This window comes from Musicola keenii (assembly GCF_014855505.1).
Classification (GTDB): Bacteria; Pseudomonadota; Gammaproteobacteria; order Enterobacterales; family Enterobacteriaceae; genus Musicola; species Musicola paradisiaca.
In genome coordinates, this window is record NZ_JAAWVW010000022.1 from 20,029 (window position 1) to 36,203 (window position 16,175).

15 protein-coding genes are annotated in these 16,175 nt (G+C 50.7%); 4 read left to right on the forward strand and 11 right to left on the reverse strand.

Annotated elements, in window-relative coordinates:
- Positions 1–89: 89 nt before the first annotated feature.
- The 4 genes from alaS to pncC form a co-directional block, all read right to left on the reverse strand.
- Complete coding sequence (gene alaS / locus HEP82_RS17485) at positions 90–2,717, reverse strand: alanine--tRNA ligase (protein WP_192459239.1); 2,628 nt, start codon at positions 2,715–2,717, stop codon at positions 90–92.
- A gap of 137 nt (positions 2,718–2,854) precedes the next feature.
- Entirely contained in the window at positions 2,855–3,343 is a 489-nt protein-coding gene (recX, locus tag HEP82_RS17490; protein ID WP_192459240.1) for a recombination regulator RecX, read from the reverse strand.
- Positions 3,344–3,378: 35 nt separating this feature from the next.
- Positions 3,379–4,464, reverse strand: a complete 1,086-nt coding sequence (recA, locus tag HEP82_RS17495; RefSeq protein ID WP_192459241.1) for a recombinase RecA — start codon at positions 4,462–4,464, stop codon at positions 3,379–3,381.
- Positions 4,465–4,568: 104 nt separating this feature from the next.
- Positions 4,569–5,087, reverse strand: a complete 519-nt coding sequence (gene pncC / locus HEP82_RS17500) for a nicotinamide-nucleotide amidase (RefSeq protein WP_192459242.1) — start codon at positions 5,085–5,087, stop codon at positions 4,569–4,571.
- Between the two features lie 1,586 nt (positions 5,088–6,673).
- Here pncC and HEP82_RS17505 point away from each other — a divergent pair.
- The gene (locus HEP82_RS17505; protein ID WP_192459243.1) at positions 6,674–7,168 is read left to right on the forward strand and encodes an SRPBCC family protein; all 495 of its coding nucleotides are present in this window, start codon (positions 6,674–6,676) and stop codon (positions 7,166–7,168) included.
- A 159-nt stretch (positions 7,169–7,327) separates the two neighbouring features.
- Here the strand turns inward: HEP82_RS17505 and cybB are convergent, their stop codons facing one another.
- The 3 genes from cybB to HEP82_RS17520 form a co-directional block, all read right to left on the reverse strand.
- Positions 7,328–7,861, reverse strand: a complete 534-nt coding sequence (gene cybB / locus HEP82_RS17510) for a cytochrome b561 (protein ID WP_192459244.1) — start codon at positions 7,859–7,861, stop codon at positions 7,328–7,330.
- Between the two features lie 394 nt (positions 7,862–8,255).
- Entirely contained in the window at positions 8,256–8,885 is a 630-nt protein-coding gene (locus HEP82_RS17515; protein ID WP_192459245.1) for a LysE family translocator, read from the reverse strand.
- An 80-nt stretch (positions 8,886–8,965) separates the two neighbouring features.
- Positions 8,966–9,619: a hypothetical protein gene (locus tag HEP82_RS17520; RefSeq protein ID WP_192459246.1), complete on the reverse strand. Its 654-nt coding sequence runs from the start codon at positions 9,617–9,619 to the stop codon at positions 8,966–8,968.
- Positions 9,620–9,627: 8 nt separating this feature from the next.
- Between HEP82_RS17520 and HEP82_RS17525 the strand changes: the two genes are divergently transcribed.
- Positions 9,628–9,843 carry a hypothetical protein gene (locus HEP82_RS17525; protein WP_192459247.1) on the forward strand — a complete coding sequence of 72 codons (216 nt, stop codon included), beginning with the start codon at positions 9,628–9,630 and terminating at the stop codon, positions 9,841–9,843.
- 131 nt (positions 9,844–9,974) lie between these two features.
- Positions 9,975–10,748: a (S)-acetoin forming diacetyl reductase gene (locus tag HEP82_RS17530; RefSeq protein WP_192459248.1), complete on the forward strand. Its 774-nt coding sequence runs from the start codon at positions 9,975–9,977 to the stop codon at positions 10,746–10,748.
- A 229-nt stretch (positions 10,749–10,977) separates the two neighbouring features.
- Here the strand turns inward: HEP82_RS17530 and mgtS are convergent, their stop codons facing one another.
- Positions 10,978–11,073 (reverse strand): protein MgtS, encoded by a 96-nt coding sequence (gene mgtS / locus HEP82_RS17535; RefSeq protein WP_012764613.1) that lies wholly within the window; start codon positions 11,071–11,073, stop codon positions 10,978–10,980.
- Between the two features lie 587 nt (positions 11,074–11,660).
- Between mgtS and HEP82_RS17540 the strand changes: the two genes are divergently transcribed.
- On the forward strand, positions 11,661–12,566 hold the full coding sequence (locus HEP82_RS17540) for a WYL domain-containing protein (protein ID WP_192459249.1): 906 nt from the start codon (positions 11,661–11,663) through the stop codon (positions 12,564–12,566).
- Positions 12,567–12,814: 248 nt separating this feature from the next.
- On the opposite strand, the gene HEP82_RS17545 is transcribed toward HEP82_RS17540, so the two are convergent.
- The 3 genes from HEP82_RS17545 to HEP82_RS17555 all read right to left on the reverse strand — a co-directional run bounded on the left by HEP82_RS17545 (position 12,815) and on the right by HEP82_RS17555 (position 16,064).
- Complete coding sequence (locus HEP82_RS17545) at positions 12,815–13,945, reverse strand: YdcF family protein (protein ID WP_192459250.1); 1,131 nt, start codon at positions 13,943–13,945, stop codon at positions 12,815–12,817.
- Positions 13,946–14,215: 270 nt separating this feature from the next.
- Complete coding sequence (locus HEP82_RS17550) at positions 14,216–15,298, reverse strand: DMT family transporter (protein ID WP_225622537.1); 1,083 nt, start codon at positions 15,296–15,298, stop codon at positions 14,216–14,218.
- Entirely contained in the window at positions 15,225–16,064 is an 840-nt protein-coding gene (locus HEP82_RS17555) for a helix-turn-helix transcriptional regulator (protein ID WP_192459251.1), read from the reverse strand. The genes HEP82_RS17550 and HEP82_RS17555 overlap by 74 nt, the downstream gene beginning before the upstream one ends.
- Positions 16,065–16,175 lie beyond the last annotated feature (111 nt).

The following is a 16,175-nucleotide window of genomic DNA, read 5'->3' on the forward strand; positions in this document are numbered from 1 at the left end:
CCACTCGCGATCGTCCTTTATCACAAGACAAAAACGCCAAAACCACTCAAAGGCATGGCGTTTTTGCCGCGATAACGCTTCTGTAATATTTATAACTTATCAGCGACCCACGCTTCAACGCTAGCTAGCGCAGAGGGTAATGCATCGGCATCACTACCGCCTGCCTGAGCCAGGTCGGGACGTCCGCCGCCTTTACCACCAACCTGATTAGCCACAAAACCGACCAACTCTCCCGCTTTAACGCGCTCTGTCAGTCCCTGAGTCACTCCGGCAATCAGACTGACTTTGCCTTCAACAACTGTTGATAGCACGATCACTGCAGACCCTAGCTGATTCTTCAAATCATCAACCATCGTCCGCAGCATTTTGGGCTCAACATTGCTCAATTGCGTTACCAGCAACTTCACGCCGTTGATATCCTTAGCCTTGCCAGCAAGCGAAGAACTTTCCTGTGCGGCCTGCTGTTCTTTCAACTGCAGCAGTTCTTTTTCCAGCCCGCGATTACGCTCAAGCAGTGAACGCACCTTCTCGATAAGGTTATTCGCGTCACCTTTAACAAGCAGCGTGACATCTTGCAGTAAATCGCTTTGATGGTGCAACGAGGCAACAGCCCCCTCGCCGGTTACCGCTTCAATACGGCGAATCCCCGCAGCAGTCCCCGATTCTGAAACGATGCGAAATAGACCGATATCACCAGTGCGGCGAGCATGAATACCACCACACAGTTCAATAGAAAAATCGCCCATGGTCAGGACACGAACCTGATCGTCATACTTTTCGCCAAACAGCGCCATCGCCCCTTTAGATCTTGCATCATCGATCGCCATAATCGCCGTATCCACCGGCAGGTTGCGGCGTACCTGAGCATTGACAATATCTTCAACCTGACGGATTTCATCCGGCTTCATCGCTTCCGGATGAGAAAAATCGAATCGCAAATAACGGTCATTCACCAGAGAGCCCTTCTGCGCGACATGTGTTCCAAGAACCTGACGCAAAGCGGCATGCAACAAGTGGGTAGCCGAGTGATTCAAGCGAATACGGTCGCGGCGAACGTCATTTACAGCGGCATCAACAGCATCGTTTACATGCAAAGAACCCTGGGTCAACTTACCGACATGTCCGAAAGCCCGCCCATATTTCTGGGTATCATCAACAACAAAATATGCAGATACTCCCTTCAACACACCCTGATCGCCAACCTGACCGCCAGACTCGCCATAGAACGGCGTTTCATCCAGAATGACGACGGCTTCATCACCGGCAGAAATTTCCTGCACGGGCTCACCTTTTCGATACAGCGCTACAACATGAGAACGTTGTTCAGCATGATCATAACCGCAGAACGTGGTTGCACTATCGACACGGATCAAACTGTTGTAATCAGCACCAAAACCGCTGGCTTCGCGTGCACGCTGACGTTGGGCTTCCATTTCGCGCTCAAAGCCGATTTCATCGACTTTCAGTCCCCGTTCACGGCAGACATCCGCAGTTAAATCCAGAGGGAAGCCATAGGTATCATACAGTCGAAATGCAGCTTCTCCGCTCAGGATATCACCTTGCAGAGTTCTGATTTCTTCATCCAACAGCGACAAACCACGTTCGAGCGTGCGGGCAAACTGTTCCTCTTCACTTTTCAGCGCCTGCTCGACAACTGTCTGCTGAGTCCGAAGCTCATCGGCCGCACTTCCCATAACATCGATCAAAGGAGCAACCAACTTGTAGAAAAACGTATCCTTCGCCCCCAACATGTTTCCATGACGAATAGCGCGACGAATAATACGGCGCAGCACATAGCCACGGTTTTCGTTGGACGGCATAACGCCATCAGCGATCAGGAAAGCACAGGAACGGATATGATCGGCGATGACCCGCAACGATTTGTTGTTCAGATCGCTGGTACCAACCACTTTGGCTGCCTCGGCAATCAGCGTGCGAAACACATCGATTTCATAGTTGGAGTTGACATGCTGAAGAACGGCGGAAACACGCTCCAGCCCCATTCCAGTATCAACTGACGGCTTCGGCAGCGGCAGCATAGTGCCATCCGCCTGCCGGTTAAACTGCATGAAAACCAGATTCCAGATTTCGATATAGCGATCGCCATCTTCCTCGGGACTTCCCGGCGGTCCGCCCCAGATATGGTCGCCATGATCGTAAAAAATTTCCGAGCAAGGACCGCAAGGCCCCGTATCACCCATCTGCCAGAAGTTATCCGAGGCATAGGGAGCGCCTTTGTTATCGCCGATGCGAATAATGCGCTCCTGAGGGATTCCAACAACATTAGCCCAAATATCATAGGCCTCGTCGTCGGTGGCATACACCGTAACCCACAATTTTTCTTTTGGCAGATTGAACCACTGTGGCCCAGTCAATAATTCCCATGCATTGAGAATGGCATCATGCTTGAAATAGTCACCGAAACTGAAGTTACCCAGCATCTCAAAGAACGTATGGTGGCGAGCGGTATAACCGACATTCTCCAGATCGTTATGCTTACCACCGGCACGGACACAACGTTGGGCGGTAGTTGCTCGCACATAGCTACGTTTATCCAGACCGAGGAATACATCCTTGAATTGGTTCATCCCCGCGTTGGTAAACAACAATGTCGGATCGTTATTTGGCACCAGAGAGCTGCTAGCAACAACCTGATGTCCTTTGCTTTGAAAAAAGTCGAGAAACGCTTGACGGATCTCAGCGGTGCTCTTGCTCATAATTGTCCTGAAATCAAGCTAAAAGAACAGTCGCGGGCAAGGCGATTGCGGCATGCTGACGCGACCTAGCCAAACGCGAACAAAAAAGTGGGAATAAGATAAATTTTCTTAGGAGGGAAGTAAAATCCCGTATGCGTTCAATCGGAAAAATTCATGTAAACCGATTGAATTTCGTCAGAGGTAAACCCCCGGTAAAGCAGATAACGTTGGACCTTAACTTTTTCTTTCCAGTCTGAGGAAAGGGGCATGCCAAACTTGCGTGTGGCTGATGTTTTTGCCAACTGATACCAATCGATATCACTCGCCAATAAAACATCTCGCTGAGTGTGTTTATCAATCCCTTTTTGAGTCAGCTCAGCGCAAATTCGCTGCGAACCATAACCTTTTCGACTACGGGAACGAATATAACGGCTAGCAAATGCTCTATCATCCAACCAGGCATGCTGTTTACAGTAATCAATGACCTGTTCGATATACGAACCTTCATGCGCCGATACGGCCTCCTCATCACAGCACTCTATCGCCAGATCATTTTGAAGTTGCGCCGCAATTTTGCGGCGCAATTCCCATTCACTATGATCCCGAATAGCCAATATGTTCATGGCATAACGCAATAACTTCGTCATAGGCTGCGAGGATATTGAGGACATAGCGTGAATGTTTAAAAATCACCGTTAGCGTCTTCGCCAGCAATCTCGGCATCGTATTCAGCATCGCCGCTTACTGTGGCTGCCGCAGTCACGGTTTCATTCCCCTTGTGCAACAACATCTCCCGCAGTTTTTTATCAATTTCCGTAGAAATAGCCGGATTTTCCTTCAGGAAATTGCACGCATTGGACTTACCCTGCCCAATTTTGTCACCGTTGTAGCTATACCAGGCACCCGCTTTCTCAATGAGCTTAAACTTAACGCCCAAATCCACCAGTTCACCGTAAATATTGATGCCTTCTCCGTACAGAATCTGAAATTCAGCCTGTTTAAACGGTGCAGCAACTTTGTTCTTCACAACTTTGACACGTGTTTCGCTACCAATGACTTCCTCGCCATCTTTGATAGAACCGATGCGACGGATATCCAGACGAACAGAGGCATAGAATTTTAAGGCATTCCCACCGGTAGTGGTTTCAGGATTACCAAACATCACACCAATCTTCATACGGATCTGGTTAATGAAAATCAGCAGCGTATTGGATTGCTTTAGATTACCGGCGAGCTTACGCATCGCCTGGCTCATCATTCGCGCAGCCAACCCCATATGGGAATCACCGATTTCGCCTTCAATCTCAGCTTTCGGCGTCAAAGCGGCAACAGAGTCGACAATAATGACGTCAACGGCACCGGAACGCGCCAGCGCATCGCAAATCTCCAGCGCCTGCTCGCCGGTATCCGGTTGTGAGCACAGCAGATTATCAATATCAACGCCCAGCTTTTTGGCATAAATAGGATCCAGGGCGTGTTCGGCATCAATAAAGGCACAGGTCTTCCCTTCACGCTGCGCGGCGGCAATCACCTGTAACGTCAACGTGGTCTTACCAGACGACTCAGGACCATAAATTTCGACAATACGTCCCATCGGCAACCCACCGACGCCCAGCGCGATATCCAGGGACAGAGAACCCGTAGAGATAGTTTCAACATCCATCGAGCGATCTTCGCCCAGACGCATGATAGAACCCTTGCCGAATTGCTTTTCGATCTGCCCCAGAGCCGCCGCCAGAGCCTTCTGTTTGTTCTCATCAATAGCCATTTCTACTCCTGTCGCGCAGCCTGGAGCTGCTTCTACGCTGTTGCTTGTTCATGATTCACCAAACTGATGTGCGCATTATACTGTATGCGCATACAGCATCAAGGTTATTTTTGCAAAAACGAATCCAGCAGGACACGCAAGGCAAAGTGCACGGATTGCAGACGAACGTCATGACGATTGCCAGAGAAAACCACCTTGCTGGTAAAAGAATTGCCCAGTCGATCGACAAAGCCAAACCAGACTGTACCCACCGGTTTTTCCGGCGTTCCACCGTCAGGCCCTGCGATACCGCTTACCGCTACTGCATAATCCGCATTGGCTTTTAGCAATGCGCCAGTTGCCATTTCCGCAACGACTTCGCTACTGACCGCGCCATGATGAAACAAAGTCTCCTCACGCACGCCAACTAACGCCTGCTTAGCCTGATTGCTGTATGTTACAAAACCGTAGTCAAACCACGCTGAGCTTCCCGCGATATCCGTAATCACTTTGGACAACCAGCCGCCCGTACAAGATTCAGCGCAAGTTACCCTGGCGCCGCAAGCCTTAAGCCGCTCCCCCATCAAACTACTGAGTTGCAGAACGTCCTGCTCTGTTACCTGGTCAGTTACCTGTTCAACCATCGTTTTCCTCGCACGCTTTTCTACATAGTAATGAACGAATTATTCATCAGGGTAGCATTTTTCCCATTGGATACCGCCGGCTTAACTGAAATGCGCAGCGCTTCGCAGCATGAGGGGAATGCCTGATAAAAGAAAACCCCCACAGAAGTACGGGCGAATACCGTAAGGCAACACGCCGCTGTGGGGGTAAAAGTTCGCGGTATATCCTGCTTGCTACATGGCAGATCAACAAACTCGCGGATAAAGAATAAATACCAGTCTGTTATGTTTCATCCCTGGCGGGGTTTAGCGCAACGTTCTCATAACCACAGAAACACATTCCTATTATGAAAAGTAAAATTAACGCTATCAGTTTCTGATAAAATGAAAATACGCTGACATGCCTTATTCAGACTCATTTTTTAGCCCTTGAATAATGCACTTATTGATAATCTAGTTCACATGGATAAAAGCGCACCACGACATTCGTGACCGAGATCAAAAAACTGAACAAGATAAATAAAGAATAAAAAAACGCCCACTATCCAGTGGGCGTGCTATTAAATCAATCAACAGCAAATATCTGGTAGTACTGGCATGGCAGCTATCTACTGCCTGATTAAAAGCATAAAGCAACAACCTTAAACCAACCTTAATTCATCACCACCCAAAAAAAACATTTATAGAAAGGATAAAGACCATCATCACTAACAGTAAAAATAAAAAAAGCCCACCTATTAGGTGGGCAAAAAAAACAATTTTCTGACAGGGAGGATCCTGAAGACACAGGGCAGACAGCAGTTCTGCTGCCTGTAATAAAACATACCTCACCAACATTAAGCCAACCTTAGCAATCAATAAAAAAACAGGCTCATGTTGTTTATCGCGTTATTATAACCGCCAGAACAAGCATCACCACATATAAAAAAAGCCCACCTTTCGGTGGGCTAAACACACTATTCTCTGACAAGGAGGTTCCTGAAGACACAGGGTAGGCAGTTGTTTTACCGCCTGTGATATAACGTAGCGTAGTAATATTAAGCTAACCTTAGCCACCACTAAAAAAACAGAATTAATTTAATTCACCACGTAATAATAAATCGCCAAACAAACCATATAACACGAAAAAAAAGCCCACCTATCAGGTGGGCAACTTCATTATTATAAAACTTAAAACCCTGGTGTTTGTGACGCGGCAGCTTGCTGCCTGAAAACAAATATAACCGCCAGACATTAAATGAACCTTAGCGCATAAAAAAATCACCACTTTTTATGTGAAGCGCTCGGCATTTTATTTTAAAAAAATCATCACAGAGAGACCGAGGATAAAAATCAGATTGGAAATAACAAAAACATCAGCAAATGAAGAACAAAAACGTATCAGATGATTAATAACCCCAAACACACTAGCAAGAAAATCATTTCATGTTATGCCTTCACATATTATTGGCCGATACAGTCAACGCCGTCACCATAATTACCGAGAACCTATAGACAACTATAGATTCCCTCCGGTATGACTTTTTCTGGCACTCAGAACTATTACGTGGCAATGTGGCTCTGCCATCATTGCGTTCCGGAAATTCAGTTATCGGGAGATATACGAAGTGTTAGCCTCTTTTCCGAATGGTTTAAAAAGCAACTCGCATACGGCGAACCAAATCAGCAGTAATATTGTTATTGCTCGCCCGGCAAGTGAACTGTTTACTCTATGGCGTAAGCCGGAAACGCTCCCCATCTTGATGGGTCATGTCGCCCACATTGATATTATCAACAACACCGACTCTCGCTGGCGAATGAAAGCGCCCCTTGGCTTGTACATTGAATGGCTGGCGCGGATTGCCGATGAAAAAAATGGCGAGCTCATATACTGGCATTCACTGCCTGGCGCGCGTATTCCCAATGAAGGGCGCCTTACTTTTCAATCGATTTCCGATCAGGTTACAGAAGTCACACTGACCATTCGTTTCGAACCGCCGGGGGGATTTTTAGGGAAGACGCTCGGGCAGATGTTCCAATTGCTTCCCAAAGAAATGCTGCACAAAACCCTGCGTCGTTTTAAAAGTCTGGCTGAAAACGGCGTCATTCCCCCTGCGCTCTAACGGCATGGTGAAACAACCGGCAAAAGGCGCATCGCAGCAAAAAAGAAGGGGTCGCTCGGAATAAACGCACGCACGGCGGGACAAGAAGAAAGAGTGGGAGGCTTGACTCAAAAAATGAAAATGCGGTGGGCAACACCACCGCATGATAGACGAAAAAAATTACTTCTTATCAGGCATCATCCGCAGCAGGGTATCATCTCTGACTACATAATGATGATAAATCGCCGCTAACGCATGAATACCAATCAGAAAGTAACCGCTGGTAGCAATGGCTTCATGAATCCCCTCCAACAGCTCCTTCACATCGTCATTTGGCTCTGCTGCAATCGGCATCGAAATGCCAAACACTCCCCATTCGATACCACGGAAATACATGCTCAGCATGCCAAGAAGCGGCAGGCTTAAAAACATCAGATACAAAATGCCGTGCATCGCATGTGAGGCGATCACAATCATACGTTCCGGCTTGGGTGTAATCGGCGGAGTCGGATAGAAAAACCGCAGCGCCACGCGCACTAACATCAATACCCACACCGCAACCCCGCAACTGTAGTGCATTGCCATCATAAAGGCGCGCTCGCTGCTACCTCGCGCGGTGATACCACGCAGTTCCATTGATGCGTAAGTCAGGATAACCAGTAACAACGCCAGCCAGTGCAACGCGATCTGGGATGAATGGTATTTTGCTTTCATAGAATTCCTTCTCGAATCTAAAAACAGGAACCACAGCCTAATAAACAAAGATTAAGGCAGCATTAGTTTTTCGCTCGCAACAGTTTCGAACCCGCTACAACAGTATTGTCGCCCCTGCCCCATTGGGCAAAAAAAATCCCGCCGGATAGCGGGAAAACATAACTACGCTCTGACAGGGATAACTCACACAACATTCAACAAGGGTTGAGCAGAACTCTAACAGCCAGAACGTATAGAACTGTCATTCGACAGTAAGGTTGATAAGCAGGATGTAAGGCGAGATTGGAAGGAACATCAGACATAATCGTGCACTAAGCACGGAAAAAACGTAGCGCAGGCGTCATGAGTGCGATTGGCGGCGACAACCGAATACAAGCCGCCAACCGATGAGAGACTAGCGACGGGAGTCCACCAGCATGCGTATCGCCAACCCAGCCAGTATCGTCCCCATCAACCAGCGCTGAACACGTTGCCACAACGGGCGCCCGGACAAAAAGGCAGCGATAGAACCCGCAATCACAATCAATGACGCATTAACCGTCATACTAATGACGATCTGCGTTCCCCCCAGGATCAAAGACTGCCCCAGCACATGTCCTTGTTCCGGGCGGATAAACTGCGGCAATAGCGAAAGGTAAAGCACCGCAGCCTTGGGGTTGAGCAAATTAGTTACCAACCCCATGATAAACAATCGTTTATTGCTATCCGGCCGCAACGTCCGCAACGCAAACGGCGCCCCATCGCTACGCACCGCTTGCCACGCCAGCCAAAGCAGGTAGCCAGCACCAGCCATTCTCAATGCGTCGTAAGCCAGAGGAACCGCCATAACCAGCGCGGTAATACCCAGTGCGGCAGCGGTCATATAAAACAGAAACCCCAACGCAACACCTGCCAGAGAAACCAGTCCTGCGCGTTTTCCCTGACAGACGGAACGCGACAACAGATAAATCATGTTCGGCCCTGGGGTCAACACCAACCCGAATGCAATCGCCGCAAAAGGTAATAATTGAGAAAAGCTGACCATAAAAGACCTCATGACCGATGATGATAGGAAATAACCCCACAATTCAGGTTTAATCACAGCCCACCCCACCGAGCGTCCAGCTACTCTTCGGGTGGGTAGTGGTAATCCCAGCGGAAAAAACCATGCTCGCGGAAAGACCCCGACAGCAACGATTGTTTTTTGGTTTTCACATAGTTAGGCGGCGGACAGGTAACATTACACATCCAATAGCCGGGAAACCAACTTTCCATACCAGGCAAAGCGGCTATTTCCGCATCAAACGGGTTCAACTCAGGCAATGAATAGTAAACGAACTCGCCAATCGAATGCTCCACCCACTCCTCCGCACTGCCTTGATCCTCCAGCGGGTTGGGATGCAACGGTGAGTAGGCCAAATCGACAAAGTCCCGGACATGATTCATCGACCACCCGCAAAACTCCAGCGTCCTGCGTCGGTCGGCCATTTCATACAGGCGATCCACCGTGGATGAAGGCAGCGGATCCGGCTGCTCAGGGAAGAATTCGTTATGCTTGTACAGGCTGAGCACCAGATAAGAAGCGACCAGCGCCCCCAGTTCATGAATGACCAGTGCGGGATGTTCTCCCGCACCGCCGCCAATCACCAGATTGTCGGGCGAGCAAGAAAAATCATCCGCACCCCACGGCGATTCCATCACATCTTCCAGTGGGTGATAAATCGGCAGTCCGTTCAGGAAACCGACAAGCTCATGTTTGATGGTATCGATGTAGCTCATAATTACCGGTGTTCAACGTCATCAATACAGAAAACCTGCCATGTAAAGCAGCGACCTCCAGCCAGCGCCCATCAGGCGCGACTGCATACACGACAGAATATAACCAATTTATCGCCCTTCCGGCGTCAATCTTTATGTGCAACGCCGCAATCTTCTCGCCGCTCGCCAAGAGCTATATTCATCAACAGAATAAAAATCCAATTAAAAAAATAAAAAAAGAATAAAACAAAATCATCAACCACGATAGATCAAAATAAAAACCAACAAACTCATAATAAACGGCATTTATTATAAGTTTTCATACCCGCTTCAAGTACGTTAGCCTGCAGACCACACAAACAGAAGAGGGAAGACCATGAAACAAAAAGTCGCATTGGTCACTGGTGCTGGTCAGGGGATTGGAAAAGCTATTGCATGCCGTTTGGCCAAAGATGGCTTCGCCGTTGCCGTTGTGGATTTCAACGCTGAAACTGCCGATCGGGTTGCCCAGGAGATCAAAAGCCACGGCGGCAACGCCATATCGCTTATCGCTGATGTCTCGGATCGCGAGCAGGTATTCGCCGCTGTCCACGCCGCCCGCGACCGGCTGGGGGATTTCAACGTTATCGTCAACAACGCTGGCATAGCACCGACCACGCTCATTGAGGACATCACACCAGAAATCGTTGACAAAGTTTACAACATCAACGTAAAGGGCGTGATCTGGGGCATTCAGGCCGCAGTGAAAGTCTTCAGGGAATTGGATCATGGTGGGAAGATTATTAATGCCGCATCCCAAGCCGGTCATGTAGGTAATCCTGAATTGGCGGTTTACAGTTCCAGCAAATTTGCAGTACGTGGCCTGACCCAAACCGCCGCTCGCGATCTGGCATCCCTCGGCATCACGGTCAACGCCTACTGTCCCGGCATCGTAAAAACACCGATGTGGGCGGAAATAGACCGTCAAGTATCCGAAGCCGCAGGCAAACCGCTGGGTTATGGCACGGAAACATTCGCCAAACGCATCACGCTCGGTAGGTTGTCGGAGCCGGAAGACGTCGCGGCCTGCGTATCCTACCTCGCTGGGCCGGATTCCGATTACATGACGGGTCAATCCCTGCTGATCGACGGCGGTATGGTGTTTAGTTAATCCGGAGCTATTGCACAGATCGCTCGGCTGTTTTATAGCCATCGACAAAGTGGGAATGATCGACATCGCCATATAGCCGGTTTATTCATACCGGCAACGTTTCGGACATCAGCGCAGGCGAAAAACAAGGACGTATCGCGTAGACGGTAAATCACATAAAACCTCCCACACTGTCACCGCTCGTATTGCCAGCGATGGCAGGTGGGAAGCTGGCGTGATCAAACATGAATTAATCGTTCCACTTGGGGCTCAAAAAGGCGGCCAGAAAACCGGGGATCCCCACAACAACCAGAATGGTCAGGTACACAGTGACTGATTCCAACATGGTTTCCTCCTACGTCTGCATATAACACAACCTCATTAATGACGATCACAGGCAGCATACGCTGTTAATTCATACTATCGGCCGAATATTAAGCGAACATGATGGTTTCCAACATCGGACCAGACCGGGATCGCATTTTAACCATTTCGACTGCATGTACGGCACGTACGGCCGGCTTTCTCAGGCTAACTCGCACGCTAACCCGATAATGCCTAAATCAGAGTATTCTGGCTGGGTAAAACATGACAGGCGTACTGCTGCCTGATGATTTGTTTAAAAAAGCGGGATAAAAACGAAGATGATGCAAGAAAAACAACGGGAAAATCATCTTTATATAAATGGTAATAAAGCATGTAAACCACAGCACTCGGGCGTCAATAGCGTGACGTCCCTAGGGTTAAAAAATGACAAGCCCATAAAAATCAAATAAATAAAAAAACACACCCCACAATCACTCTAGCCAACATCGCACTGGTCATCCACCATCGGGCATGTGATGTGATTGCCGAGCACATGGACGCATTAAGCAACGTTATAGTATAATAATTATACGTTTTGTTTACTCTCAGTATACGTCTTGTATTCCCATGCCCAACAATACCGTTACAGAACTCACTGCCGAACGCTCTCCCAAAGGACGCAGCTGGGGGCAGGAACGCCGCCTCCAGTTCATCGATTTCCGCCTGCGTTGGGAAGGGCGTATCAACCGTACCGACCTGACCGGCTTTTTTGGTTTGTCGATTCCACAAGCTTCACTCGACATCTCCCGTTACATGGAGATTGCGCCGGGCAATATGATGTATGACCGTAGCGCAAAAACCTACGTCACCACGCCCGAATTCCAACCGGTCTACCCGCAAAGCTCCGCCCAGCGTTACCTGGAAGAGCTACTGGCAACCCACACCGGAATCGTGGATCCCGATGCCAGCTTCATCGGCAGCGCGCCGGATATCGATTGGGCATCTCTGCCATTGCGCGCCGTTGACGAACAAACGGTGGAATGCGTGATCCGCGCCATACGGGAAAACATGGCCATCACCATTCTCTACCGTTCCGTCGAACAGCCGGAAGACAACACGCAGTTAATCTCGCCACATGCGCTGGGTTACGACGGGCTCCGCTGGCATGTACGAGCATATTGTCATCAACAACACCGCTTTACGGATTTCGTACTCACGCGGATCGTCCAGACCTTCGACCTGAAACCCAGCCAGATTGATATCACACAGGATCACGAATGGCACCGCATGCTGACGTTGGTACTAGCGCCCCACCCCGCCTTGACGGCTGCCCAGCAACGCATCGTGGAAATGGACTACGACATGGTAAACGGCCAGACGCGATTCAACTGCCGTCAAGCATTCCTGCGCTATACGCTGCAACGGCTCGGGCTCGGCCCTGCAACAGGCAATGCCTTACCCACCGGGATGCTGATCCTGAAAAATCCGGAAGACATACAGCCTTATCTGGACGAACCGTTTTCCGAATATTAGCGCCATCATGCGCGGCGCCACGCTAAAACACCGGAAACGTTCCCGTGGGCGGTTCCCACGGGAACGTTTCCGGTGGCTGAAGGCGCACCATAGTGACCCGCGTAATCCGTCGTTAGTGCGCAGCTGGAGGGAGAATGCCCTTCATGCCTGGTGGGGGCCGCCACGGAATGACCACCGACGGCGGTTGCCCTCCCATAACGAGACCCGGCTCAATCGCCCGTCGCCGGCGCTACCGGCAATCCGGCTCCTCAGCGTTCTTCCAGCGGATAACTACGGAAACTCCACAGGCCGAAAGCCTTCAACCCATCACGGTAGATGCCCATCAGGTCTTTTTTGTTCACGTTTTGTAGTTCATTCAATGGTTTATCTGGGGCTGCCACCGTCAAAAAGTGGATATCACGCGGCCCGGTTTCCCAACTGGCGATCGTAAAAATCGCGTCGGCTCGCCGCACATGGCTGCCGGAACTGACAATCACGGCATTCCTGATACGATGTTTAGCCAGCGCATAGCGGCTGTACAGCGCATTCTCAACCGTCGAGCGGGCATAATTATCCTGATAGATCCGTTCCGCCTTGATACCATGCTGCACCAGCCAGTCCGCCATCAGCCGGCCTTCGGTCTGATTGTTTTGCGGCACGCCGCCGGTGACGATGATCAATGCTTTCGGCAGGGTTTTCGCCACCTGTAGCGTTTTCTCCAATCGGTCGATCAGAACACTGTTCATCGAACCATCCGGATTAAGCGCATAGCCCAACGTGACGATCGCGTTGCTATCTGCGCCGGTCGCCAGCAGTTTCTGCTGTTCTGCCGACAGGCTATCGGTAACTGGCGTGGCGACGGCGTGGTCGATCGCAGCAAAGAACTTATCCAGATCCGCGGCCTTGCCCGGATTCAACGCACGCAAATCCGACACATACCTGGCGCTCTCAGCCCCTTTGCCATCGAAACGCAGCCAGGCAGCCAGATAGATCAAGGCATCAACGTTGTCCGGTGCATCGCTCAAAATTTGCGTGTAGAGCTCGACTGCCTTGGCGATGTCGTTGTTGTAAATATAAGCGCTGGCAGCGCTGAACAGCAGATCGAGACGGTACGGCTCCAGTTTGTGCGCCTGTAGCAACCGTTCGGCCACAATTTCCATATTGGACGGCAATTTACCGGTAAAACCCGCGCCGGAAATGCGCGCCGGGCTCTTGAACGCCTGATATGCCTCACCCAGCAGCAGATCCACCGTCTGACGCTGCGTCACAAATTCCTGATAGGGCGCCTGCGGCTTAATGACATCGATTGCAGCCCACGAGGCGGCAGAGGCCGTCAATCCCAGTGTCAGCGCCAGCACATAGGCTAAATGACGTTTTCCGGCGACTACGTTATTAGTCATTATTTCCATTCCAAAAAAAGAAACGATAAAAACAACGAAAATGCATCATTACGGTATAGCACCTGGCATTAATCAGCCACAAATGCCGTCAAAATCTATGCATTACATCGCATTATTTTTCAATAAAAATAAAGTTACGCATCCGGAGCGTCATAATCAAAAAACAACTCTTCTTTAAGAATCAATCAATTGACTATCCATACTCTTTTCTTTTTTCGTCATGAAAAGGAAGGGAAAAACCGCGGGAAGACCATGATCAGCCGCCACCGATCAGCGCTTAACGCTGGCGAACCCAATTCCGGCGAGAATCGCTGTAATACCCGCAACCTGGTACAGATGCAGACTCTCCGACAGGAACAGCATCGACAACAACACGCCGAACACCGGGATCAGGTGAATGATCAACCCGGCTCTGGCCGGGCCGAACATTTCCACACAGCGGCTAAAAAACAGATAGGCGATAAGGGAAGGAAAAATACCAAGAAACACCACGGCGGCCAGCGTGAAGCCATTCCACACTGCGGCCGCCGCTGCGGTATGTTCAACGATCCACAGCGGAAAAGTAGCGATCACTGTAATCAGCATCTGTACCGCTAACAGCCCAGTGCGATTGATTTCCACCGGCACCTTTCTGAGCCATAACGAATAGCAGGCAAAACTGCTCATCGCCGCCAACAACAGCAGATCGCCGACGGAAAAAGACAGTGCCAGCAACCCGGCCAGTTCGCCTTTGAAAATAATCGCCAGCACACCGACAAACGACACCAGCATACCCGCCAACTGGCGCGTCTGTAGCATCTGCCCGTAAAACAACCGCCCCAACAACATGATCAGCGCCGGTATGCACGAGTTCAGCAACAAGCCATTGGTGCCGGAGGTGTAGTGCAACCCGAAATAAACGCACAGGCTAAACGTCATCACCCCGCTCACCGACAGCAGGATCATCAATGGCAGGTGGCTCAGATAATAACGGGCGTCATGGCGCAGGTGCTTCAGCGCAAACGGCAGAATACAGAGCAACGCAATGCTCCAGCGCGCCAGCGTCAGCGTCACCGGGGGAACCCAATCCCGGATAGCGCGGCCGATGATGAAATTCCCGGCCCACAACAGCGGGGGCGCCACAATAATCAGTAAAACCAACCAACGCGAAGGCTTCCGGGCTACGGCATCAGATTGTTTCGGCTTTTCCACAAAGGCACTCGATAAACGGATAATCAGCAATAGGTTGATAGTAAAGCAGATAACCACACCCTGTCGTGCCTTAAAAAACCCGGCCGGGTTAAGGACGCAGCGCCGAAGGTACCACGCCGAAACGGCGACGGAACGCAGCGGTAAACTTACTGTGCGACACATAACCGACATCCTGCGCGATGACGGCGACCGGCCGATCGGACGATTGTAACAGCGTCAGCGCCGCATCCAGCCGAATATCCCGGACACAAGCGGCGATGGTGACGCCCTCCTGAGCCAGTCGTCGGTTCAGCGTACTGACGCTGACGGCCAGTGCAGCGGCCACCCCGGCGGTGGACCAATCCGCATGGGGGCGTTGCGCCACCAACCGTTGCACCTTCTCCGTCCAGCTCAAGGCCGATGGCGGTGCCAGCACCACCCCAGCCTGTTCCGCCAGCAGCAACAACACCTCCAACACCCGGTGCTCGCGCAACGCGGCCGAACTCCCCGCCGTCTCCAGCGCCGCAACCGCACGCAAAAACGCCTCCTGAATACCGTTACGCCCGGCTACCCGGGCGAACGACCGCACCGGGCCTAACAACGCAAACTGACTGAAGCGTTGATAAAACCGCGCGGCTATCTCTGGCTGCAACGTCAGGATCCGCGCCACATAGTTCCCCTGCGGAGCGGGATCGTTAATCACATCCCACTGAGTGCCGCGCGGCAGCACAAACAATTCGCCGGGGACAAACACATTGCCGCCTTCCGGGGTGACGAGTTGTTTATTACCGGACACCACCAACCCAATCAGGTCGGCACGCATGACCACCGTGCGCAGCAAGTATTGACGACGCGCCACGACCTGATGGGAAAACGCCTCGCTCATCGGCGCATAAAACGGCACCGGCTCAGCCTCGGCGGGCAACGGTATGATGTATTCGTTCAGCATGCGGGCAGATCGCTAATGATGAAAATGGAACAGAGGTTGCGCGAACCGGAACAATGGCGCATTCGGCGCAGCGCTAACATGGGGTTCAGCCTAACACGAGACACAGGAAAC